This window comes from Paraburkholderia sp. BR10923 (genome assembly GCF_040948765.1).
GTDB lineage: Bacteria > Pseudomonadota > Gammaproteobacteria > Burkholderiales > Burkholderiaceae > Paraburkholderia > Paraburkholderia youngii.
The window spans coordinates 181,256-203,554 of the sequence record NZ_JBFPKO010000013.1 but is presented as its reverse complement, the minus strand read 5'-3'; the positions used below and the strand labels follow the sequence as shown (position 1 = coordinate 203,554).

The following is a 22,299-nucleotide window of genomic DNA, read 5'->3' as shown; positions in this document are numbered from 1 at the left end:
CCTGCCAGTTCAAACGCCATCCTTCGACACTGCGTGAATAAAAACCGGGTGAGAGACCGATTCCCACCCCCTAAAAGCGGACATTTGAACTTGGCCAGTAAGCGGACATTTCAAAATGGCTTTGACAAATCTGTTTGTGGGGTGCGGCGTGGACTGAGGATTATCGGTTTGCCGAGCTCAAGCAGCGCGTCGAGCGCGCGCGGCAACGCGCCGTGGCCAGCGCAAATCGCGAGCTGGACCCGATTTGCCCGACGCACACGGCCAGTGAGCCACACAGGCGACTGGGCGATTGCCCGATAAATGGCGCCTTCGATGCCGCTGTCACGTTGCCGATAGAAAGACAAAGTTTCGGCAGGCGGGACTACCAGCCAGAAGACCGCGAACGGATTTTGGGTGACTTCCGTGAATTCGTGCCAAGTCGTGAATCGAGCTGCGAGATGTTTGCCATAGAGCGAAGCGCGCAGCAGATGCCGCTTCAGCGCGAAGTGCTGTCGGATTGGGCCGAGGCTCGCGAGGAAAGCTTGTGTACGATCGCGGTCGCGAAAGCCGCGCATGCGTCACTCTCGTTCTCGTGTGGGCTGGTGGCTTTTTTCGGCCCGGTTGTTCACGCGAGCGCTCGCTTTGACGAACACGTGCTTGACGTTCGCCAGTTACGGGATGTCCGCTTTGGCGGCCACGTAGCTACGTAGCTGGTCCGTGACGATCTTACGTGGCACTGCGCTTGAGCGCAGCACGCGCTGGAAGAAGCGTTTGGCCGCTGCCTTGTCACGCCGTTTCTGCAGCAGGATGTCCAGTTCGGCGCCATGTTCATCGACTGCCCGCCACAGCAGATAGGATTCACCGCGCAGCGTCACGAACATCTCGTCGAGATGCCAGTTGCTGCCCGGCTTGCGCCGCACCGCCTTGACACGATGGGTAAAGCTCGCGCCGAATTTGTCGCACCAGCGACGGACGCTCTCGTAGCTCACGACAACACCGCGCTCGAACAGCAACTCCCCGATGTCGCGCAGGCTCAGGTGGAACCGGAAATACCAGCGAACCGCGTTGCTGATGACCGCCGCCGGAAACCGCTGGCCGTGATAAAGCGATTTGGTCTTCTTCATCAACACATCTTACCTGGCCACTTCGTCAACGTGACAGCGCCGTTCGCAGGCAATGATCGACATCCGGATCGAACGGCGCGTTTTTTCGAAGAGACAGTGTCTTCAGTCCGTGGTGCCGAACAGGTTGCCGGCCGCACCTGTACCAGACGTCCCTCCGGGTTACCGGCGACGCCCAGCATCGAAATTACGTTGTTGCCGAGTGGCGGCAGCATGCGCCGGAACGCCCGGGGGATCGCGACGTAACGCATCATCTGTCCAAACGTCATGCCGAGCGATTGGGCAGCTTCGCCGCTGATCAAAAGCCCGTGCACAGGATGGATGAACACCGGCATGACCGCGAAATGCATCAGCAGGCGCAGTCCGTGAACAGCTCGCGCAGTTCGACCGCGGTAGCAAGGGTGAGCGGGCGCCCTGTCTTGTTCCAAAGCGCGGACAATTGCACGGCATAGGTTGACGGCAGCAAGACGGCCATATAGCCGTGCTCGTCTCCGAGCAGCACCGTTTTGGCAACGCGGTCGCCGGGAACGTGCGCCGCCGTTGCACTTTCCATGCTCGAATGACTGCATGGGTAGCGCACGATTTCGTAGCGTGAGCCCTTGTTTTGCAGGGCCTCCTGCAGGGTGGTCGGCATCGACATGGCGCTCCTCCTGTCGGATACGTGAAAGAGAACGGGCCCCAAAGAAATCCTTTCAGAATCGCTTACTGCCGTGCAAACAGCACCCCGGCACCGCCACCGCAAATCCGCCGGACAAACCGGCGCATGAAGCCAATCCTGCCGCTTCGCGCGCCGGACCTTCCCTGCTGTGCCTCCAGGCGTCGCCGCTCTTATTGTGGTGCGTCACCCTCGCGATGCACGGGCTGCGTCTCTTTCAGGCTCTTCGCGAGGCGCGATGCCTGCACATAGCCGGGATTCGCGGGACGCTTCAGATAACGTCCGGCGCCTCGCCGCGCCCGCAGGTCGCCGTCTACCCAAACGAGTTCGCCTTGCGAGACGGTATGGGTCGGCACGCCGCGCACCGTCATGCCCTCGAACACGTTGAAGTCCACGTTCTGATGATGCGTTTTGACCGAGATGGTGCGCGTGGCCTCGGGATCCCATACGACGATATCGGCGTCGGCACCGACGGCCACCGTGCCCTTGCGCGGGTAGAGGTTGAAGATTTGCGCGGCATTGGTGGAGGTAACGCGCACGAATTCGTTCGGCGTGAGCCGGCCGGTGTTCACGCCTTGATCCCACAACACCGCCATGCGATCTTCAACGCCGCCGCAACCGTTCGGGATCCTCGTGAAATCATGGCGGCCCATCGCTTTCTGCGACGCGCAGAACACGCAGTGGTCGGTTGCGGTGGTGTGCAGCAGGCCGCCCTGAAGTCCGCGCCACAGCGCGTCGCGATGCTCCTGCGTACGGAACGGCGGACTCATCACGTGGGCGGCGGCGCGCGTCCAGTCCGGGTCGCGATAAACGGCCTCATCGATCACCAGGTGCCCCGCGAGCACTTCGCCGAATACGCGCTGACCTTCGCTGCGCGCGCGCGTGATCGCCTCGAGCGCGTCTTTCGCCGACACATGCACGATGTACACCGGCACACCCAATACCTGGGCGATGCGGATCGCGCGATTCGCTGCCTCGCCTTCGACTTCGGGCGGCCGCGACAGCGGGTGCGCCTCAGGACCCGTGAAGCCGCGCGCCAGCAACTGGCGTTGCAATTGAAATACGAGCTCGCCGTTTTCCGCATGCACGGTGGGCAGCGCGCCCAGTTCGAGCGAGCGGGCAAAACTGTTCACGAGGATCTCGTCGTCCGCCATGATCGCGTTCTTGTAGGCCATGAAGTGCTTGAAGCTCGACACGCCATGCTCGTTCACGAGCAGCCCCATGTCGCGATGCACGCTTTCATCCCACCACGTCACCGCCACGTGAAAGCCATAGTCAGCAGCGGCTTTTTCGGCCCAGCCGCGCCACTCGCGAAAGGCGTCCATCAGCGCCTGCTTCGGGTTGGGGATCACGAAGTCGATGATCGATGTAGTGCCGCCCGCCAGCCCCGCCGCCGTGCCCGTGTAGAAGTCGTCGCTGGCAGTCGTGCCCATGAAGGGCAGTTCCATATGCGTGTGCGGATCGATGCCGCCGGGCATCACGTATTGGCCACCGGCGTCGACCACGGTCGCGCCCGCAGGCGCGTCGAGGTTTTCACCGACGCTCTGGATCACGCCGCTTTCGCAGAGCACGTCCGCACGCCAGCTCTTGTCTGCATTGACGACAGTGCCGCCTCGAATCAGGATCGCCATGATGCCAAGTCTCCTTCAGTTGAACATTGACGCTTGAAACGCTCACGCGCCCGCCACGCTCGGGCGCCGGCTCCGGCCGACTTTCATCATCACGCCGTACACGAGCGCCGCAATCGCGAGCCCCACGAACCACGCATAGGTATAAATGCTTTTGAACGCGTCGGGCACCGAGGCAAACACATTCGGGAACGCGACATTCAGAAAGCCCGGCAGGTTCGGCAGCACCCCGGCGATCAGCGCGATCACGGCCGCCGGATTCCAGCCGTTCGAGTACGCGTATTCGCCGTTTTCCTCGAAGAGCTGGGTCGTATCGAGGCGTGTGTTGCGAACCAGAAAGTAGTCGACCATCAGGATGCCGGCCACCGGTCCGAGCAGCGCCGAATAACCGACCAGCCAAGTGAAGATGTAGCCCTGCGTGGTCGCGAGGATCTTCCACGGCATCATCGCGATGGCGATGGCCGCGGTGATAAGGCCGCCCGTCTTGTACGAAATGCCCTTGGGCCACAGGCTCGAAAAATCGTAAGCTGGGCCGACGAGGTTCGCGGCGAGATTGCAGCACATCGTGTCGAGCGTGAGGATCACGAGCGCGATGCCCACGCCGACGCCCTCCATGCGACTCGTGAGGTCGATCGGGTCCCAGATCGCCCTTCCGTAAATCACGACCGTCGCCGACGTCACGACCACGGAGACCACCGACAGCAACGCCATCGGAATGGGCAGGCCGATCGCCTGGCCCACGAACTGGTCCTTTTGCGTTTTTGCGAAGCGCGTGAAGTCGGGAATGTTGAGCGCGAGCGTCGCCCAGAAACCCACCATGGCCGTGAGGCTCGGCCAGAACGTCGCCCAGAACAGGCCCGCCTTCTTGCCGCCGGCAACGAACTGCGACGATTGCGACAGCATCGAGCCCACTCCGCCTGCCCTCGAACAGGCCCACCACACGAGCACTGCGCACATCACCACCTTGATGGGCGCGGACCAGCTTTCGAGCCAGCGGATCGAATCGGTGCCGTGCAGGATGAAGTACAGCTGCAACACCCAGAAGATGAGAAAGCAACTGGCCTGCCCGATCGAAATGCCGAGAAACGGCATTGCGTTGCCCACCAGCGCGTTGTGCGTGAGGATGTTGGCGAGCGTATAGATGGCGCTGCCGCCCAGCCATGATTGAATGCCGTACCAGCCGCACGCCACGATGGCGCGCAGCATGGCGGGCAGCTTCGCGCCCTGGGTGCCGAACGACGCTCGCACCAGCACCGCATAAGGAATGCCGTACTTGGTACCCGCATGACCGATCAGCAGCATCGGCACGAGCACGATCAGATTGCCGAGCAGCACGGTGAGCACCGCCTGCCAGGGCGACATGCCCTGCTCGGTGAGGCCGGCGGCGAGCATGTAGGAGGCGATGTTCATCACCATGCCCACCCATAGTGCCGCGAAGTGATACCAGCGCCATGTGCGCTGCGCGACGCCGGTGGGCGCGAGGTCATCGTTGTATAGATCGCTTTCGGCGCGGCGCGCAGTGGCGTCGACGGCTAAGGGTTGGCTCATGAAGTGGGTTCTCCGTCGCTTGTCGTGGGTTCGGCTCGGTCCGGCTTCAACGTGTCAGGCGGCCTTCGGGTCGGCGACACGCGCCGGGTTGTTCGGGTGCGTGGTCCAGTTCTCGTAGCGCTCGCCCGAATCGACGCGCTCCATCGTGATGCATTGATCGACCGGGCAAACATGCATGCATAGATTGCACCCGACGCAGTTCGCATCGACCACCTCGAAGTGGCGCTTGCCATCGCGGATGGCGGTGATCGCCTGATGCGAGGTGTCTTCGCAGGCGATGTGGCAGAGCCCGCACTGGATGCAGCGGTCCTGATCGATGCGTGCCTTGATGTCGTAGTTGAGGTTCAGGTATTGCCAGTCGGTGACGTTCGGCACGGCGCGGCCGCAAATCGCGTCGAGGCTGGCGTAGCCTTTTTCGTCCATCCAGTTCGACAGGCCGTCGATCATGTCGCCGACGATGCGGAAGCCGTAGTGCATCGCGGCCGTGCAAACCTGCACGCTGCCCGCTCCCAGCACGATGAATTCCGCGGCGTCGCGCCAGTCGGAAATGCCTCCGATGCCGGAGATCGGCAAGCCATGCGTTTGCGGGTCGCGCGCAATCTCTGCGACCATGTGCAGCGCGATCGGCTTCGCGGCGGGACCGCAATAGCCGCCATGCGTGCCCTTGCCGTCCACAGTGGGCAGCGGCGCCATCACGTCGAGATCGACACCTACGATCGAGTTGATCGTGTTGATCAGCGAGACGCCGTCCGCCCCGCCCTTCATCGCCGCGCGCGCGCCGTGACGAATGTCGGTGACGTTCGGCGTGAGTTTCACGAGGCAAGGCAGGCGCGTGCCTTCTTTCACCCAGCGGGTGACCATTTCGATGTACTCGGGCACCTGCCCGACCGCTGCGCCCATGCCGCGCTCGCTCATGCCGTGCGGACAGCCGAAGTTGAGTTCCACCGCGTCCGCGCCGGTCGCTTCCACCTGCGGCAGGATCCACTTCCAGTCATGCTCGTTGCAAGGCACCATCAGCGAGACGATCAGCGCGCGGTCGGGCCAGTCCCGCTTCACCTGCGCGATTTCCTTGAGGTTCACGTCGAGCGGCCGGTCGGTGATCAGCTCGATGTTGTTCAGGCCTGCGATCCGCTGGCCGCGCCAGGTGGTCGCACCGTAGCGCGAACTCACGTTCACCACGTGCGGGTCGAGCCCGAGCGTCTTCCAGACCACGCCGCCCCACCCTGCCTCGAACGCGCGGTTGACGTTGTAGGCCTTGTCGGTGGGCGGTGCGGAAGCGAGCCAGAACGGGTTCGGCGATTGAATGCCGGCAATCGTGCAGCGCAAGTCGGCCATGATGCGACTCCTTCGTTTTAGCTGGATTCGATGTAGCTTTCGCGCGGCTCAGGCGGCTCTCGCAGACAGGTTCGCAAGGAAGCGGTCGATCGCGTGCGCGGCGAGCTTGCCGTCCTGCACGGCCTGAACGGTCAGATCGGTTCCGGCGTGGCCGGCACAGTCGCCGCCTGCGAAAACGCCCGTGAGCGAGGTGGCGCCGTTCGCGTCCACTGCGATGCGCCCGGCTCCGTCGGTCAGTTGCAGCCCATCAAGGCCTGCGGGTAAGAGCTTCTGGCCAATGGCCTTCAGCACCATGTCGGCCTCCACGCGCACGATCTGCCCAGTGCCGCGCAACGCGCCGGCCATATCGAGCTCGGTGCGCTCGAATTCCACGGCCCGCACCTGCGTGTCGCCGACGATTCGCAGCGGCTTCATCCATTCGGCCACGGCCACACCCTGGCTACGCGCGAATTCCAGTTCGGCCCAGGTGGCGCTCATCTGCGCTGCGCCGCGACGATAGGCGAGCGTCACCTGCTCCGCGCCCAGCTTCCGGCTTTGCACGGCGGCGTCGATTGCCGTGTTGCCGCCTCCGAGCACCACCACCTTGCGGCCGACGGGCACGCTGGCCAGATCGTCGGCCGCGCGAACGCCTGCGATGAAATCCACCGCATCGAGCACGCCGTCGAGCATTTCGCCTTCGACGGACAGCGTGTGCGTGCCGCCGAGTCCCACGCCGATGAACACCGCGTCGTACGCTGCGCGTAGTTCCTCTAGCGTGATGTCATGCCCCAGCCGTTGGCCCTGGCGCAGTTCTATCCCGCCGATTGAAAGCAGCCACCGCACCTCGCGCTGTGCGTAATCATCGACGGTCTTGTACGCCGCGATGCCATACTCGTTCAGACCGCCCGGATGTTTGCCCGCATCGAAGACGCTCACGCGATGCCCGGCCAGCGCGAGCGTGTGCGCGCAGGCAAGACCCGCGGGACCCGCGCCGACCACCGCTACCTGACGGCATGTGTCGCTCGCGCGCTTGAAGAGCGCAGGCGCACCGGCGGCTTCGCGCGCCATCTGGAAGTCGGTGGCATGACGTTGCAGCGCGCCGATCCGAACCGGCTCGCCATCCTGATGATTTCTCACGCAGGCGCCTTCGCAGAGAATTTCGGTGGGGCACACTCGCGCGCACATGCCGCCCAGCGGGTTCGCGCTCAGAATGTCGCGCGCCGCCCCCTTCAGATTGCCGTTGCCGATCTTGCGGATGAAGCCGGGAATGTCGATGCCCGTGGGGCACGCGTGTACGCAGGGTGCGTCGTAACAGTAATGACAGCGGTCGGCCGCGATCACGGCCGCGTTCGCGGAAAGCGGCGGCGCGACGTCGGCAAAATTGCAGCCGAGCTGCTCGGCGTTGAGACGGCCTGGGGCGATGCCGTCGGCGGCATTCGAGGTGGTCTGGGACATCCGGGTGCTCCTTGCGAGGCAAAACACGGGTCCGCCGGCCGTGTGCGTGATGCGCGCGGCCGGTACAGGGGAATCGTGGGAAAGACAGCGCGGCGCTGAGACCGCTCGTGTTCAATCGTTGGGTGTCAGCCGGGTTCGCTCGCGCGTTCGAGCATCGCGTGCAGCAACACGTTCGCGCCGGCTTCGATCCATTCGATCGTCGCGTCCTCGACTTCGTTGTGGCTGATTCCGTCGATGCACGGCACGAACACCATCGAGGTCGGCGCGACCGTTGCGAGATAGCACGCGTCGTGACCTGCACCCGACACGATGTCGCGGTTCGAATAGCCGAAGCGCTCGGCCGCCGCGCGCACGGACTTCACACAAGCCGCGTCGAACGGCACGGGCGCGTAGTAGAAAATCTGCTCGACGTCGGCTTCGAGCTTGCCCAGTTGCGCGATCTTCGCGATGCCTTCGCGCAGCTCTGCGTCCATCTGCGCCAGCACCTCGTCCTGCGGATGGCGAAAGTCGATGGTGAAGAACACGCGGCCGGGAATCACGTTGCGCGAATTCGGATGCACCTGCATCATGCCGACCGTCGCGCACGCGAGCGGCGCGTGACGCAGGCCGATTTCATTGACGAGCTGCACCACACGCGAGGCGCCTAGCAGCGCGTCGCGGCGGCGCGGCATCGGCGTAGGCCCCGCGTGCGCCTCCTGCCCCGTGAGCACGACTTCGTACCAGCGCTGGCCTTGCGCGTCGGTGACCACGCCTATCGTTTTGTTTTCGGCCTCGAGTATTGGCCCTTGTTCGATGTGCAGCTCGAACGCAGCGTGAATCTTCCGACCGCCGCACGGCACTGCGCCCGCATAGCCGATCCGCTGCAATTCCTCGCCGATGGTCTTGCCGTCGACGTCCTTGCGCGAAAGGCCGTACTCGAGCGTGAACACGCCGGCAAATACGCCGGAGGCGACCATCGCCGGCGCGAAGCGCGAGCCCTCTTCGTTGGTCCAGATCACCGTTTCAACAGGCCGCTCGGTTTCGATGCCGTAATCGTTCAGCGAGCGAATCACCTCCAGCCCGCCGAGCACACCATAGATACCGTCGAAGCGGCCGCCCGTCGGCTGCGAGTCGGCGTGCGAGCCGGTCATCACGGGCGGCAGGTCGTTGTCACGCCCCGCGCGGCGCATGAACACGTTGCCCATCTGGTCGACACTCACCGTGCAGTTCGCCTCTTTCGCCCATTGCACGATGAGATCGCGGCCCTGCTTGTCGAGGTCGGTCAGCGCGAGACGGCACACGCCGCCCTTGGGGGTGGCGCCAATCTTCGCCATCTCCGTCAAGCTGTCCCACAAGCGCTGGCCGTTCACGTGGATCGCGGTCGTCAGCGCGGCTTCGCTTACTGCGTTCATACGTGTCCTCCTGTCCGTGTTCGTCAAACGTGCGTGCATGCCACCGCGTGGGGCGCGAAGAGCCATCGCGGTGCACGCCCGGGTAGCACTGTGCGGCTCCTGAAATCCCGCCCTTCGAATCCTGTCCGATTGGACAGGTTTTAGACGATAAACTTCGCTAATTCAATGCGGAATTACGAGCGAGAACCGTGCCATTGATGCTGCAGTGCGCGAAAAGCACGCGGACGTCCGACTTGCGCGTTTCTGCCGATGCGGGTGAATACGCGACGCACTTGCATCGTGGCTACAATGAAGCCGGCAGGAGCGGCCGACGCGCTTCTCATTTCTTTCGAATGGACCGAACACTATGCGCAACGACGAACCCACCGCGCGAGCCGTGCCCTTCGGGACGCGCGGCACGGCGCTGGCGCAGCCAGCCGCTGACGCAACGCATAAGCCCGGTCGGCGCAAAGCCGCGATTCGCGCGTCGAATGAATCCCACCTGCTCGCCTGTGCCGAAGCCGTGTTCGCCGAACGCGGTTTCGAAGGCGCGAGCACGGCGCTGATCGCCGAGCGCGCGGGCTTGCCGAAGGCCAATCTGCACTACTACTTCCCGACCAAACTCGCGCTCTACTGGCGCGTACTCGACGATGTTTTCGAGGAATGGAACGCGGCCGCCAACCTGTTCGATGCAAGCGACGATCCGGTCGAGGCGATAGGCGGCTACGTACGCGCCAAGATGGCCCTGTCACGGCGCCGCCCGCTCGGCTCGAAGGTGTGGGCCAACGAAATCATCAGCGGTGCGGCGCATATGCAGGAGATCCTGCTCGAACGCGTGAAGCCGTGGATGGACACACGTGTGAAGCTGATCGAGCGATGGATTGCCAAAGGCTTGCTCGCGCCCGTCGATCCGACGACCCTACTGTTCATGATCTGGGCGACCACTCAGCACTATGCCGATTTCGAGGCACAGATATGCGCGCTCTCGGGCAAGCGCGCGCTAGCGACGAAGCGCTTCGAGACGACTACGGAAGAAGTGGTGAGCATGATCCTGCGAGCGAGCGGAGCGCGATCGCCGGCCGAATGACGACGACAGCGGTCTTCCACAAGGAAGGGTTGCGCACGCGCATATCCTCGATCATGCGTCGACGTAGCGGTGTCATGGGGGACTCCGCTCTGAACGGTCAGGATAGCAAACTGCACTGCCATCGTCCCACTCGAAAGGATGCACCCGACTGATGATCCCCGGAGCAAAAGTCGCTGGCCAACCGCCTCCTCCCGCGTCAGCGGGTTGGTTCAACGGGTGTTATCAGCTCTGTGTCTTCGCAGATTCCGCTGCACATGGACGTTGACCCGGGAACGTCAAAACTTCGCCCCCAATAACTATGTAAAGATTCACGTCTGGCAACCGGCAGCGCTTTCGCTCTACGGTGAAGCCATTAAGCGCATTGATCACATCGGCAGCTACGTTTGCCGCAACGTTAATCACGCGGCGGATGGGCGCTTGAGCGAACACGCCTACGCCAAATGAACGCGCTTTCATGGAGGCGTGCAAACCGGTGCTAACCGATTGCATCTCGCCGCGACGGGCCCTTTTGTCAGCTGGTTTTGGCGCGAAGCCCGAGCATGGTGGTATGGCGAACTTCGCGACATTGAATGGCTAAAAGTTCCGCTCTGCATTTGCGGAGTCGCCTTGTTCAGGGCAGCGGCAACGCTCGACGGAAACCTTATGAAAAACTGAAGCAAATCACGTTTGATACCTGGTGAATACGATACGGACGACTACTTAATGGAAAGCGTATGCTGTAGCGGCGGATTCCACTGTTGCAGACGCATTGACGAAGCTCGACATATTTCAACGATCAGAGGAGGTGGGCGATGCGAAGGTACATTTGGGCAAATGCAATGGCGGTTGCGTCGGTGGCGGTCGTTATTGCGGGCTGTGGCGGCGGGGACAACCTTACAAGCGGGCCGCATTATGTATCGGACATTGCCGTGCCGAACATCAAGGCCGGCGTCAACTTTTCCTTTGATATCGGCGTCGTTTCCGGTAGCCATTACTTTTTTACCGACAGAAATAACGCTTCGCTGGATCAGATCGACATTCCATCGAAGTCGTTCGTCAAGGCAATCCAGGGGAGCGGTCCGCTCGCGTTTACGGGACTTGGACCCGGTCCAAATTCGCAGGCCGGCCCGGACGGCGCGACGCCTGTCGGCAGCCTCATCTATGCGGGGGACGTGAATTCTGTGAAGATCGTCGACCCTGCAGCAGGGGCAGTGATAAGCAAGATAGTGGTCAGCACAACCGGCGTGCGCGCAGATGAAGGTTGTCTCGATTCGACCCATGGCATCTTCATGATCTCGAGTCCGGAAGAGAGCCCGCCCTTCGCGACATTCATCAACACGGCAACTCAGACCGTCGTGGCAAAGGTCACATTCACTGACAACGCGGGTAAACCCACTGCCGGACTCGAAGCCTGCCGGTACGACGCCACGAGCGACAACTTCTACGTGAACGTAGACGGCAGCACGACGAATCCTCATGGTGAACTCGTAAAACTGCCGGGAGTATCTGTTCGGGCAATACCAAACGGCGGCACGCAGAACTATACGACCCTTGCGGGCGTCGCGATGTATGGGGAAGGTAACTGCGATCCTACTGGGTTGGCGCTCGGGCCTGGGAACGATATTGCGGTCGGTTGCCGAGAAGGGACGACTGGCGCGCCGTTGCTCATGCAGATTATCGATCGTTCAAACGGCGCGCTTCTGGCGTCCCTCAACGCGGGTGGAGGTGATCAGCTTGAATACGATGTGTCCACCAATCGCTACTACAACGCGGCAAGCCGTTGGACTTCTTCCGGCAATGCCTCGACGAATGGCGCCTGCTCGGCCGCATCGCCGTGTACGCCGGTACTAACCATTGTCGACGCCGGTTCCCGCAGCGTTGTTACTCGCCTGAACACTGGTAACAATGCGCATTCGGTTGCAGTCGACCCGGCGACAGGGCTGATTTTCGTTCCCTACTCTTCGGCGACATCGCCAGCAGGATGCCCGAGTTGCGCCGCAAATGGATTCGTCAATGGCGGGGTCTCGGTATTCGCCGCAAGGTAGCGTCGATCCACACCCGCTTCCGCTTTGCGGGAACTGTCGACCCGTGTGCTCTAGCGTAACCATTGATTGGAAGGCGTCGCCGCTTCTCCGATGTACAGAGCGACGTTAAATCACTCCTGCTAGCGTGCGATCTATCACGCGGGGCTGTGCTCAACGACAGCCCCATCAGGACTGCATCCTGGTCATCGGGGGCTGCCCTGCGCGCGCAAGGTGGACTGCGTCCTCCAGGAACTGCTTACGATGGGGCCTTCCGTCGTTAATGACGGAGGGAGGAAGCGGCGAGAAACATTCGCCGCTTCATTATTGCAAATTGCCCCAGCGTGCGACCGCCGGCTCGGCCGTCGCCCACTTCCAGCCCTTGTCCTGCTGGCACGCGCTCGCCGTGAACCACCTCTCGGGCGCGTTCGGGCCGTCGCCGTCCTGCACCGAGAACACGAAGTCTTTGCACAGCGCGAGCGCCGAGTTGACCGCCCGCGTCACGCGCACCTGGCCGTGACCGTTTTCGATCGGCAACGTGTGCTTGACCGACCACGGTTTCGTTTCGCCGACCGCCATCGTCCCGACCAGCGCCGCCATCAGATCCTGCTGATCCTTGTGCATGCCGCGCATGTAGCGCGCGACCGCTTCGTCGGTGGCGGCCTGCACCGCCACGCCGACGCCGAGCGCGACGGCCGGATTGCTGGTCACGATGCCCGAAGCGACACCCGCCGCCGCGCCGCTCGCGGCGCCGATCGACGCGCAGCCGCTCGCCAGCAGGCTCGCGCCGACGCATAGCGCGCCGGCCGCGATGAGCCGCAGCCGATCACCCCTCGGAACGCCAGGCGAACGCAATATCATTGCAGCGCACCCCAGCGCTCGGTGGCGGGTTCGGCCGATGCCCAACGCCAGTCCTTACCGTCGCGGCAAACCGATGCGATGTAAAACGCGCTGCTCGCGGGCTTGTCGCGTGTTGCGTTCTGATCGACGGAAAAGACGATTTCCTTGCAGTCGAGCGCGCCGGTGCTGATCAGGCGGCTGACGGTCACGCGGCCGTGCTCGTCGTCTTCGATCGGGAAAGAGTGGGTGATGCTCCAGGGAGCGACCGCGCCGACATCGAGCGGACCGGCCGCCTGCGCGATGCTGTTCTGCGTATTCGTGTGGACCACGCGCTCCGAGTACTGCACGCCGGCGCGCGCGGCGGCGACAGCGCCAAGACCGATACCGGTCGCGACCGCCGCATTGCTGGTGACCTTGCCCGCGACCGCGGCACCCGCGATACCGGCGCCCGCGACCGCGCCTTCCGAGTACAACGAGCTACAGCCGCTCAATGCGGACGACACCGCCAGCGCCAGCGCGAGCAGCGCTGCTACGTGGGGGCGTTTGCCTGCGACAACGGACTTCGCGTTGTCGGCCCACACCATGTTCTTGTGCATTTCTACCGTCTCTGCTCTACCGGTGCCGTCGATCACGCGCTTCGCGCGTAACAGTCTGCGGTGCAACGGTGCTCATCAACGATCGGGTCCACGACAGAACATTGATCCATGCACTTGAGGCTTTCGAAGCGCAAGCGCAGTGTGCAACCGCCGACGGAGACATCTGAGCAAACGACGTTCCAAATCTCAGAGTGATCTGCGCCCTACTGCCGCCAGTCGCCGAGACTGAACTATCGAGTACCGACCACGGAAACGATAATGCGAACGGAGTCCGGCTTTTCGTCAGCTTCCGTGCGCGCCCCACCGCTCTTGCACAGGGCATTTAACGGCGTCGCTAAAGTTGCCTCTCGCCATCCTCGGCTGCTGCCACTTCGGCATTCAACACCGATCTTCATCATGCACAGCTGCTCGATCGCGACTACCGGCTCGCGCGTCAACGGCGAACTGAGAGCCTCGTACGACGACTGTAAGACGGTGGTCTCGCCTGTCTGCGTTCGGCAGGCTTCGGGCGTGCACTAGCAGGTAGAGATCGGCAGTTATCCGGTGATGGTGAAGCAGAGAGCGATGCCGCACTCGATGCTGCAGTGCGTAACGACAATCACGGCCGCGGCGAATGACGCCGCGTGCAACCGGCTGGCTACTGGCCGTCCTGCCTTGGGCCGTTCCGTGGTCTGTTGACGTCGCTGTTCGCGCCGTCACGGGTACCCATATTCAGACCATTGGCCTTGCGCTTGGAAGATCGCGTCGAAGGGATACTGCCCGCCGCACCGACGCCACTACCCGTGACATCCGGCGAATCGTATCCTCTTCCACTCGGGTTTTTCATCCGCCCCGCGCCGGCACGGGATGTTGCCGTCCCGTCAGCGCTGCCGCCGACTTGTGCGTATGTTATTGCCGGCAGTGCCACCACGAGAACCGAAGCGAAAAACGTCTTAGTTAGATGTTTCATGGCTCACTCAAAAGAGGATATTTCAAGCCAGCATCGGCCGTTCACGTGAATGAAGCGCCGCAAGGGGCGTGCCTTAATCTCTCGACAATGCCACCATGATGGCCGCCCGTCGCAGTGCCCGGTTTCTCCGCCAGTGAACGCGAGCAGCCAGTCATCAAGGGCCTCATAGGCTTCCGACGAGTTCTGGCACGACGGTGAACAGGTCACCGACGAGGCTGTAATCCGCGACGCTGAAAATCGGCGCTTCTTTATCCTTGTTGATCGCGACGATCACCTTCGAGTCCTTCATGCCCGCAAGGTGCTGGATCGCACCCGAAATGCCGACCGCGATATACAGTTGCGGCGCGACGATCTTGCCCGTCTGACCAACCTGATAGTCGTTCGGCACGTAGCCCGCATCGACGGCTGCACGCGATGCGCCCATCGCTGCACCGAGCTTGTCTGCCAAAGGCTCCAGCACCTTCGTGTAGTTCTCGCCGCTGCCGAGACCCCGGCCGCCCGACACGATGATGTTTGCCGACGTCAGTTCCGGACGATCGAGCTTCGTCACTTCGCGGCTCACGAACTGCGAGATGCCTGCGTCGGCTGCGGCTTCGAGCTTCTCGACCGAGGCGCTGCCGCCTTCCGCTGCGACGGCATCGAAGCCAGTCGTGCGTACCGTGATGACCTTGATCGGGTCTTGAGATTGCACTGTCGCAATGGCGTTGCCCGCGTAGATCGGACGCTCGAACGTATCGGGTGACTCGACTGCGGTGATGTCGCTGATCTGAGCGACGTCGAGCTTCGCGGCGATACGCGGCGCGACGTTCTTGCCGTAGGCGGTGGCCGGCGCGAGGATGTGCGAATAGTTCTTTGCGATATTCAGCACCGTCGCTTCGACGTTTTCCGCGAGACCCGCTTCGAGTTGCGGCGCATCGGCCAGCAATACTTTGCTAACGCCCGCGATGTTCGCTGCCGCGTCGACCACGGGCTGCGCATTGTGACCCGCGACCAGCACGTGAACTTCACCGCCGATCTTCTTCGCCGCTGCAATGGTAGTCAGCGTCGCTGCCTTGATCGACGCATTATCGTGTTCTGCTATTACCAGGCTAACCAGATTCGTCATTTGCTTCGTCTCCGTGTCGACTGGAGTTAGCGCTTTAGCGCTTACTCCAGTCCCATGCAACATAGTTGCCGTTCTATCTAAAGCACCTTCGCTTCGGTCTTCAGCTTCTCGACCAGCGTCTTTACGTCCGGCACTGTCACCCCGGCGGAACGCCTGGGCGGCTCGGCGACTTTCAGTGTTTTAAGACGCGGCGTGACATCGACGCCGAGGTCTTCGGGCCTGATCGTTTGCAGCGGCTTTTTCTTCGCCTTCATGATGTTCGGCAATGTCACGTAGCGCGGCTCGTTCAGGCGTAGATCAGTGGTGACCACGGCGGGTAGCGTCAGCGACAGCGTTTCAGCTCCGCCGTCCACTTCGCGCGACACGGTCGCCTTCCCGTCAGCCACAACGACCTCCGAAGCGAACGTCGCTTGCGGAAGGTCAGCCAAAGCGGCGAGCATCTGCCCGGTCTGGTTCGAGTCGTCGTCGATGGCCTGCTTGCCCAGCAATACCAACGAAGGCTGTTCCTTGTCGACCAGCGCCTTGAGCAGCTTGGCAACGGCCAGTGGCTGCAGGTCTTCGGATGACTCGATCAAGACAGCACGGTCCGCGCCTATCGCCAACGCCGTACGCAGCGTCTCCTGCGCCTGAGCAACACCACAAGAAACCGCCACCACCTCGCTAACCACGCCGGCTTCCTTTAACCGCACCGCTTCCTCAACCGCGATTTCGTCGAACGGATTCATCGACATCTTCACGTTTGCAATGTCGACACCCGTGCCGTCCGACTTGATCCGGACCTTCACGTTGTAGTCGACCACTCGCTTTACACCTACCAGCACTTTCATACCGTCTCCTTCGAATATGCCGAAGCCGTGCGCGCAGTCATCGGCGAACGGATCATGTCAGCTGCGCGCTCGGCTAGCATTAGCACCGTCGCATTGGTGTTGGTCGAGGTTATCGACGGCATCACCGAGCCGTCGACGATGCGCAGGCCGGTCGTTCCGCGCACCCGCATTTCGGAATCGACGACGCTCATTTCGTCCTCTCCCATCCGGCACGTGCCAACCGCGTGATAAACAGTCGAGCCATTGTCACGCACGTATTGCAGTAACGCCTCATCAGTGTCCGCCTGACGGCCCGGTACGGTTTCGTCGACGATATAGCGGGCGACCTCGGGCTGCGCGAAGATCCGGCGGCCGATCTTGAGTCCTTCCACCATCGTGTTGCGGTCCAGTTCGCTGCTCAGGTATGACGGTGCGATCGTCGGCGCTGCCGTGATCTCGCTGCTGGTGATGTGCACGTGCCCACGGCTTTCCGGGCGCATCTGCCAGACGCCGCAGGAGACGCCGGGCTCCGACTCCAGCACTCCGATCCGTCCCTCGGCGAAGCTGCCTGGCGCGATCACGAACTGCACGTCGGGCCGGGTTGCGAGCCGCGTCTGTGCGAAGCCGCCGACGATCGCCGCGCTATAGGTCAGTACGCCGGTCCCCGACACGACGTAGCGCATCATCTCGCGCGCGAGCGCGAGTCCGTGCGAGCGCTCGTTCGCGGTGCCTGCACCCCGTACCCGATAGCCGAGCCGGACTACATAGTGATCCTGCAAATTGTTGCCGACGCCCGGTAACGCGATGCGAGTTCGAATGCCCGCATTGTCGAGCACGTCCTTATCGCCGATGCCGCTCACTTCGAGCAGCCTGGGCGTGCCGATCACGCCGGCGCTAAGAATGACCTCGCGGGTCGCGCGAAACTGCATCGAAACGCCTGCGGTCGTCGTCGCATTGATGCCGCTCACGTGCGTGCCGTTCATTTCGAGCCCGGACACCTGGACGCCGGTCACCACCGTGAGATTCGGCCGCGCCATTGCGGGCCGCAGATAACCGCGCGCTGCGCTCGAGCGGCGACGTCCGTCGCGCGTTTGCTGGTAGTACCAGATCGACGGACCGCGCGTGTCGCTGTTTGGATCGTCTACAAACTCGAGACCGGCTTTTTGGGCAGCTTGCACGACCGCCGCACAGATCTCCGGCGGATTCTCCACCCGGCTGACCTGGATCGGACCATCCTTGCCGCGTTGAGGACTGTTGCCCTCGGTCCACGTTTCGGAGCGGCGGTAGAACGGCAGACAGTTGCCGAAGGTCCAGCCCTTGGCGCCCGACTGCTCCCAACTATCGATATCCTCCGCGAACGGGCGCACATAAAGCAGGCCGTTGATCGCGCTGGACCCGCCGAGTCCGCGTCCACGCGGAAACAGGATTGCACGGCCGCTGGTCTCGGCGTCGGCCCGCGTGCGATAGCGCCATGTCACGGTTGGATGATCGAGCAATCGCACGAAGCCGGCCGGTACGTGGATGAACGGGTGACGATCGCGCTCGCCGGCTTCGACAAGAATCACTTTGACGTTCGGGTCTTCGGTCAGGCGGTTGGCGAGCACGCAACCCGCCGTCCCCGCGCCGACGATCACGTAGTCCGTTGTGTACGATTTCATGACTTCTCTCCGACGGCGGCCGGTTCACGACCTTCGAGTACTGCGATCTCCTCCTCGGCGAAACCGAACTCGGCAAGTACTTCAGCCGTATGTTGTCCGAGCGTGGGCGGCGCACGGCGGTATGCTACCGGGCTGCCGTGAAAATTCACGGGACTCGCGATGTTCGTTACCCTGCCCGCAAGCGGATGTTCGATCTCGACGACCGCGTGGTTATGCGCGATCTGCGGGTCCTGCGTCAACGCGGTGTGATAGTCCTGCACGATCGCGCATGGCACGTCCGCGGCGCTCAGATGCGCCACCCAGTATTCGGCGGTATGCAGCAGAAACTGCTGTTCGAGGATCACGTCGAGCGCATGCCGATTCGCAGTCCGCGCGGTATTGCCGACAAACCGTTCATCGCTCAGCAAGTCTTCGCGGCCCAACGCCCGGCAAAGGTTCTGCCAGAATTTTTCGGTGAAGCAGGCGGCAAAGAAATAGCGGCCATCGGAGCCCTGATAGTTGCGATACGGCACCATCGTCGGATGGCCGCTGCCGAGGCGCTCCGGCGCTTTGCCGCTTCTCAGCGTCTCGCCGTCGCGCGGGATGGTGCTGAAAAGCGCAGCCGACAGCAGCGACGTATCGATGCGCTGACCTTCGCCGTGCCGTTCGCGATGCAACAGCGCCGCAGAGATGCCGAACGCGAGCAGCGCGGCCGCGCCGAAGTCGGGCAACGGCGCCCCGAGCCGAACCGGATTGCCGCCGGCTTCGCCCGTCATGTCCATGAGACCTGCGACAGCTTGCACGATGGGATCGTTTGCCGGCCATGCGGCGTAAGGACCACTCTGTCCGAACGCCGACACGCTTGCATAGACGATCATCGGATTGCGCGCTTTCACGGCCTCATAGCCGATGCCGAGCCGATCCACCGTGCCTGGCCGGAAGTTTTCGACGACGACATCCGCGTGCTCCGCCATGCGCAGAAATGCATCGCGTCCTTTCGGCGACTTCAGGTCGAGCCGGATGCTGCGCTTGTTACGGTTCTGCGACAGGAACTGCACGCTTTCGCCTTCGACGAATTGATTGCCGAGATTGCGCGAGAGGTCACCGGCGTTCGGTTCCTCAACCTTGATCACGTCCGCGCCGAGGTCGGCAAGCAGCACTGTACCGACCGGACCCGCGGTCATGACGGTGAGATCGAGAATGCGGTAGCCCGACAACGGGCCGACTTGCTTCTTATCCATGATTTGCCGCCTGGGAATGCGATGTGTCCATGAATTCGGGACGAGGGTAATCGAGCACGTCGTAGGTGAGACGGAACGGGTCGGCTTCACCGCGCGTGATGGTCAATGCGTGACTGAAACGGGCATCGTCGCGCTCGGGATAGTCGGTGCGATAGTGGCTGCTGCGCGACTCGCGCCTCTCGATACACGCCTGCACGATGACGTCAGCAGTCGTCGCCATGTTGTCGATCGTCAACGCATCGATCACCTGCGGCGGCGTGGCCCCGCCCCCTGCGGCAAACGCCGCGCGCGCCTCGCGAGCGGCGGCTAACGCGATATTCAGACCGCTCTCGGTCTTCTCGACGAGACAATGCGCTTGCATCGCGGCACGCAGATCGGAGGCGATACGTCGAGCGTCGAACGACGCATTCGGCTTTAGCGCCAATTCGAGGCGCCGTGCAAGCGGCGTCACATCGGACGTGCCCGGTGCCGCGCTGCCGCGTGCGTATGCGGCCGCGCCCGCGCCGGCGCGATGGCCGAACACCTGACCTTCGGCGAGCGAGTTGCCGCCCGGACGATCCGGACCGCGCACGCCGCCCGCGAGTTCGCCGATCACGAAGAGCCCCTCGATGGTCGACATCGCGTCGGTGTTGGTCATCCGGACACCGCCATTCAGGCATTGAAAAGCAATCCCGACATCGAGCAGATCACGCTTCGGATCGAGCCCCTTGGCACGCATCCAGCGCAGGGTGTTCGGAATGGTGGCCGCCAACCGTTCCTCGGCGATGTCGGCGAAAGAGAAATGCACCGCGCCGCGTTCCGTGCCCCTGCCCTGCGCGATTTCCGTTGCGATCGCGATATCGATATAGCGCGACTCGTTCGAGATCGTGAACGGAAACACCTTCTCGTCCATGGCAGCCTCGGGCGTCACGCCCGTCGGCAGATAGTCCGGGAGGAATTCGTGACCGTCGCGATTGAGCATCTTCGGATGCAGGATGAAGCACGACTTGCTGAAGAGTTGCACGTATGGGTGCACCATCGCCGGCCCGAACTGGTGGAACTCCATGTTCACGAGTTCTGCGCCGTGGCGGAAGCAGATCGCCTGGCCGTCACCGGTCATCTCCGCTGTCGACACCTGCTGCGAGAACAGACCGTGCGCGCCGCCCGTGCCAAGCACGACGGCCCCCGCCGAGACCACCAGCAGCCGCCGCGAATCGAGGTCCATCGCAACCACGCCGCTCACGCGCCCGGTCGAATCGCGCAGAAGGTCGATCAACGCCACCGGCTGACGGGTCTCGACACCGAGCTTTCTGCCCTGCTCGGCGAGCGCGCTCACGAAGGCCTTGCCGGTTTTGCCCTTCACGCCCAGCGCGCGCGCATAGCTGCCGAAGTCGCTGCGGATGAGCTTATAGCCATCGGCGACGCGGTCGAACGGCACGCCGAGTTCGATCAGGTCTGCTATGCGCTTCGGTGCGTCCTCCGCCAGAACGCGCACCAGGTCGCGGTCGATGAAGCCGGCTGCCGGACGCATCGTGTCTTCGTAGTGCACGGTTGCGCTATCGTCGGGACTGCCGTAGCCGGATGCCCCCATGCTCATGATTTCGCTGGCGCCGTGCACCGTGCTGCCACCCTGTCCGACCGGCGCCTTGGCCAGCATGAGGACCTTCGCACCCGCCTGTGCCGCCGACACGGCGGCACGCGACGCCGCGCCGCCACCGCCGACCACCACCACGTCGGCTTGCGCGTAGTCGACGCCAAAGCCGAATTTCTCCAATGTCCGAACTGCCGTCACGTCTGTCTCCGCTTACGATTTGAGCGCGCGCGCCACGATGTTGCGCTGAATTTGATTGGTGCCGCCGAAGATCTGGAACATCTTGGCTTCGCGGTAATGACGCTGCATCGCGTATTCGGCGGAGTAGCCATTGGCACCCATGATCTGGATGCCGTCGGTCGCGACCTGCACGTAGGTGTCCGACGCGAAGTACTTCGCCTGCGACGACTCCACGTCGCAGCTTTCGCCTTCGTCGAGAAGCTTCGCCGCCCGAAACGCCATCAGGCGAGCGGCATCCACGCGTGTCTGCATATCGGCGAGCAGATGCGACACGGCCTGGAAATCGATGATCGACTGCCCGAACTGTTTGCGGTCGTTCGCATACCAACGCGCAAGATCGATTGCCGCCTGCGCGCCGCCCACGCACATCGCCGACAACGCGATGCGCTCCTTCGACAGCACCGCGGTGAGCTTCTTCCAACCCACGTGCAGGCCGCCAACGATCATTTCTTTCGGGACACGCACTCCGTCGTACACCACTTCGCAGGTCCGGATAGCGTGGCCGCCGAGCAAATCGATCGGATTGATGGTCAGTCCCCTGGATTCCTTCGGTACGAGGAAGAGGCTGATCCCGTCGTGCTTCTTCGCTTCCGGATTAGTGCGCACCGCGGTAAGAATGTAGTCGGCCTGCAGCGCGCCGGAAATCCACATCTTGGTGCCGTCGAGAACGAAGTCGTTTCCGTCGGCCACGCCGCGCGTCGTCAGCGAGGCGGCATCCGAGCCGGAGCCGTTTTCGCTCAGTGCGAAGGCAAGAAAGGCACGCCCTTCGGCTAGCTTCGGCAACACCATGGCCTTGATATCGTCCGGAGCAAAGCGCGCCAGCGCGCCGCCCACCATGTTCACGTTGGCATTCCAGAAGCGCGCGAGCGCGATGGTGTGATACGCGACGACCTCCAGATAAGCGGCCATGTCGAGATAGCCGCCGACGCCGCCGTACGCTTCGGGCAGCGTGATGCCGAACCAGCCCTGTTCGGCGGCCACCTTCACGAGTTCCTGTGGGAAGCGCTTCTCTTCGTCGCACTGGCGAACGTATTCCGGCGATGCATGGCGCGTCAGCACCCGATTCACCGAATCTCGAAATTCGAATTGATCGGCATTCAGATAGGGTTTCAGGTCGCGCCGGTTGACCAGATTGCTTGCGTATTCGGGATTCACTCT

16 protein-coding genes and 3 pseudogenes are annotated in these 22,299 nt (G+C 62.9%); 3 read left to right on the top strand and 16 right to left on the bottom strand.

Going from position 1 to position 22,299, the window contains the following annotated elements; genetic code table 11:
* Nucleotides 1-377 precede the first annotated feature (377 nt).
* The 8 genes and pseudogenes from AB3X94_RS24045 to AB3X94_RS24010 all read right to left on the bottom strand — a co-directional run.
* A pseudogene (locus AB3X94_RS24045) lies at nucleotides 378-1,103 on the bottom strand (IS6 family transposase); the annotation flags it as partial.
* A gap of 173 nt (nucleotides 1,104-1,276) precedes the next feature.
* Nucleotides 1,277-1,456 (bottom strand): annotated as a pseudogene (locus AB3X94_RS24040) (amino acid ABC transporter permease); the annotation flags it as partial.
* A 2-nt stretch (nucleotides 1,457-1,458) separates the two neighbouring features.
* A pseudogene (locus AB3X94_RS24035) lies at nucleotides 1,459-1,740 on the bottom strand (aminoacyl-tRNA deacylase); the annotation flags it as partial.
* 188 nt (nucleotides 1,741-1,928) lie between these two features.
* Nucleotides 1,929-3,386 carry a dihydropyrimidinase gene (gene hydA, locus AB3X94_RS24030; RefSeq protein ID WP_368612920.1) on the bottom strand — a complete coding sequence of 486 codons (1,458 nt, stop codon included), beginning with the start codon at nucleotides 3,384-3,386 and terminating at the stop codon, nucleotides 1,929-1,931.
* 42 nt (nucleotides 3,387-3,428) lie between these two features.
* Complete coding sequence (locus AB3X94_RS24025; RefSeq protein ID WP_368612919.1) at nucleotides 3,429-4,931, bottom strand: NCS1 family nucleobase:cation symporter-1; 1,503 nt, start codon at nucleotides 4,929-4,931, stop codon at nucleotides 3,429-3,431.
* Between the two features lie 54 nt (nucleotides 4,932-4,985).
* Nucleotides 4,986-6,266, bottom strand: a complete 1,281-nt coding sequence (gene preA, locus AB3X94_RS24020) for an NAD-dependent dihydropyrimidine dehydrogenase subunit PreA (RefSeq protein WP_176110884.1) — start codon at nucleotides 6,264-6,266, stop codon at nucleotides 4,986-4,988.
* 48 nt (nucleotides 6,267-6,314) lie between these two features.
* Complete coding sequence (locus AB3X94_RS24015; protein WP_368612918.1) at nucleotides 6,315-7,700, bottom strand: NAD(P)-dependent oxidoreductase; 1,386 nt, start codon at nucleotides 7,698-7,700, stop codon at nucleotides 6,315-6,317.
* 125 nt (nucleotides 7,701-7,825) lie between these two features.
* Nucleotides 7,826-9,091, bottom strand: a complete 1,266-nt coding sequence (locus AB3X94_RS24010; protein ID WP_368612917.1) for a Zn-dependent hydrolase — start codon at nucleotides 9,089-9,091, stop codon at nucleotides 7,826-7,828.
* A gap of 346 nt (nucleotides 9,092-9,437) precedes the next feature.
* On the opposite strand from AB3X94_RS24010, the gene AB3X94_RS24005 reads away from it, so the two are divergent.
* The 3 genes from AB3X94_RS24005 to AB3X94_RS23995 all read left to right on the top strand — a co-directional run bounded on the left by AB3X94_RS24005 (nucleotide 9,438) and on the right by AB3X94_RS23995 (nucleotide 12,181).
* Nucleotides 9,438-10,157, top strand: a complete 720-nt coding sequence (locus AB3X94_RS24005; protein ID WP_368612916.1) for a TetR/AcrR family transcriptional regulator — start codon at nucleotides 9,438-9,440, stop codon at nucleotides 10,155-10,157.
* 261 nt (nucleotides 10,158-10,418) lie between these two features.
* On the top strand, nucleotides 10,419-10,601 hold the full coding sequence (locus AB3X94_RS24000; RefSeq protein ID WP_246392231.1) for an extensin family protein: 183 nt from the start codon (nucleotides 10,419-10,421) through the stop codon (nucleotides 10,599-10,601).
* 347 nt (nucleotides 10,602-10,948) lie between these two features.
* Complete coding sequence (locus AB3X94_RS23995) at nucleotides 10,949-12,181, top strand: hypothetical protein (RefSeq protein WP_176110879.1); 1,233 nt, start codon at nucleotides 10,949-10,951, stop codon at nucleotides 12,179-12,181.
* Between the two features lie 300 nt (nucleotides 12,182-12,481).
* Here AB3X94_RS23995 and AB3X94_RS23990 read toward each other — a convergent pair whose 3' ends face one another.
* From AB3X94_RS23990 to AB3X94_RS23955, 8 genes are all read right to left on the bottom strand, one after another.
* Nucleotides 12,482-13,018, bottom strand: a complete 537-nt coding sequence (locus tag AB3X94_RS23990; RefSeq protein WP_176110878.1) for a hypothetical protein — start codon at nucleotides 13,016-13,018, stop codon at nucleotides 12,482-12,484.
* A complete protein-coding gene (locus AB3X94_RS23985) occupies nucleotides 13,015-13,593 on the bottom strand; it encodes a hypothetical protein (protein ID WP_176110877.1) in 579 nt (192 codons plus the stop codon). Before AB3X94_RS23985 ends, AB3X94_RS23990 begins: the two co-directional genes overlap by 4 nt.
* Before the next feature lie 1,112 nt (nucleotides 13,594-14,705).
* Entirely contained in the window at nucleotides 14,706-15,638 is a 933-nt protein-coding gene (locus AB3X94_RS23980) for an electron transfer flavoprotein subunit alpha/FixB family protein (RefSeq protein WP_368612928.1), read from the bottom strand.
* Between the two features lie 86 nt (nucleotides 15,639-15,724).
* Nucleotides 15,725-16,474: an electron transfer flavoprotein subunit beta/FixA family protein gene (locus tag AB3X94_RS23975; protein ID WP_152852350.1), complete on the bottom strand. Its 750-nt coding sequence runs from the start codon at nucleotides 16,472-16,474 to the stop codon at nucleotides 15,725-15,727.
* Nucleotides 16,471-18,111 (bottom strand): GMC family oxidoreductase, encoded by a 1,641-nt coding sequence (locus AB3X94_RS23970; RefSeq protein WP_368612915.1) that lies wholly within the window; start codon nucleotides 18,109-18,111, stop codon nucleotides 16,471-16,473. The genes AB3X94_RS23975 and AB3X94_RS23970 overlap by 4 nt, the downstream gene beginning before the upstream one ends.
* Nucleotides 18,108-19,331, bottom strand: a complete 1,224-nt coding sequence (locus AB3X94_RS23965; RefSeq protein WP_176110875.1) for a CaiB/BaiF CoA-transferase family protein — start codon at nucleotides 19,329-19,331, stop codon at nucleotides 18,108-18,110. Before AB3X94_RS23965 ends, AB3X94_RS23970 begins: the two co-directional genes overlap by 4 nt.
* Nucleotides 19,324-21,102 (bottom strand): FAD-binding protein, encoded by a 1,779-nt coding sequence (locus AB3X94_RS23960; protein ID WP_368612914.1) that lies wholly within the window; start codon nucleotides 21,100-21,102, stop codon nucleotides 19,324-19,326. Before AB3X94_RS23960 ends, AB3X94_RS23965 begins: the two co-directional genes overlap by 8 nt.
* A gap of 12 nt (nucleotides 21,103-21,114) precedes the next feature.
* Nucleotides 21,115-22,296 carry an acyl-CoA dehydrogenase family protein gene (locus tag AB3X94_RS23955; protein WP_368593349.1) on the bottom strand — a complete coding sequence of 394 codons (1,182 nt, stop codon included), beginning with the start codon at nucleotides 22,294-22,296 and terminating at the stop codon, nucleotides 21,115-21,117.
* Between the last annotated feature and the right edge of the window lie 3 nt (nucleotides 22,297-22,299).

Excerpts from the sequence above, each read along its gene's own strand:
- hydA (WP_368612920.1), bottom strand. The coding sequence starts at position 3,386 with ATGGCGATCCTGATTCGAGGCGGCACTGTCGTCAATGCAGACAAGAGC.
- AB3X94_RS24025 (WP_368612919.1), bottom strand. The coding sequence starts at position 4,931 with ATGAGCCAACCCTTAGCCGTCGACGCCACTGCGCGCCGCGCCGAAAGC.
- preA (WP_176110884.1), bottom strand. The coding sequence starts at position 6,266 with ATGGCCGACTTGCGCTGCACGATTGCCGGCATTCAATCGCCGAACCCG.
- AB3X94_RS24015 (WP_368612918.1), bottom strand. The coding sequence starts at position 7,700 with ATGTCCCAGACCACCTCGAATGCCGCCGACGGCATCGCCCCAGGCCGT.
- AB3X94_RS24010 (WP_368612917.1), bottom strand. The coding sequence starts at position 9,091 with ATGAACGCAGTAAGCGAAGCCGCGCTGACGACCGCGATCCACGTGAAC.
- AB3X94_RS24005 (WP_368612916.1), top strand. The coding sequence starts at position 9,438 with ATGCGCAACGACGAACCCACCGCGCGAGCCGTGCCCTTCGGGACGCGC.
- AB3X94_RS23995 (WP_176110879.1), top strand. The coding sequence starts at position 10,949 with ATGCGAAGGTACATTTGGGCAAATGCAATGGCGGTTGCGTCGGTGGCG.
- AB3X94_RS23990 (WP_176110878.1), bottom strand. The coding sequence starts at position 13,018 with ATGATATTGCGTTCGCCTGGCGTTCCGAGGGGTGATCGGCTGCGGCTC.
- AB3X94_RS23985 (WP_176110877.1), bottom strand. The coding sequence starts at position 13,593 with ATGCACAAGAACATGGTGTGGGCCGACAACGCGAAGTCCGTTGTCGCA.
- AB3X94_RS23975 (WP_152852350.1), bottom strand. The coding sequence starts at position 16,474 with ATGAAAGTGCTGGTAGGTGTAAAGCGAGTGGTCGACTACAACGTGAAG.
- AB3X94_RS23970 (WP_368612915.1), bottom strand. The coding sequence starts at position 18,111 with ATGAAATCGTACACAACGGACTACGTGATCGTCGGCGCGGGGACGGCG.
- AB3X94_RS23965 (WP_176110875.1), bottom strand. The coding sequence starts at position 19,331 with ATGGATAAGAAGCAAGTCGGCCCGTTGTCGGGCTACCGCATTCTCGAT.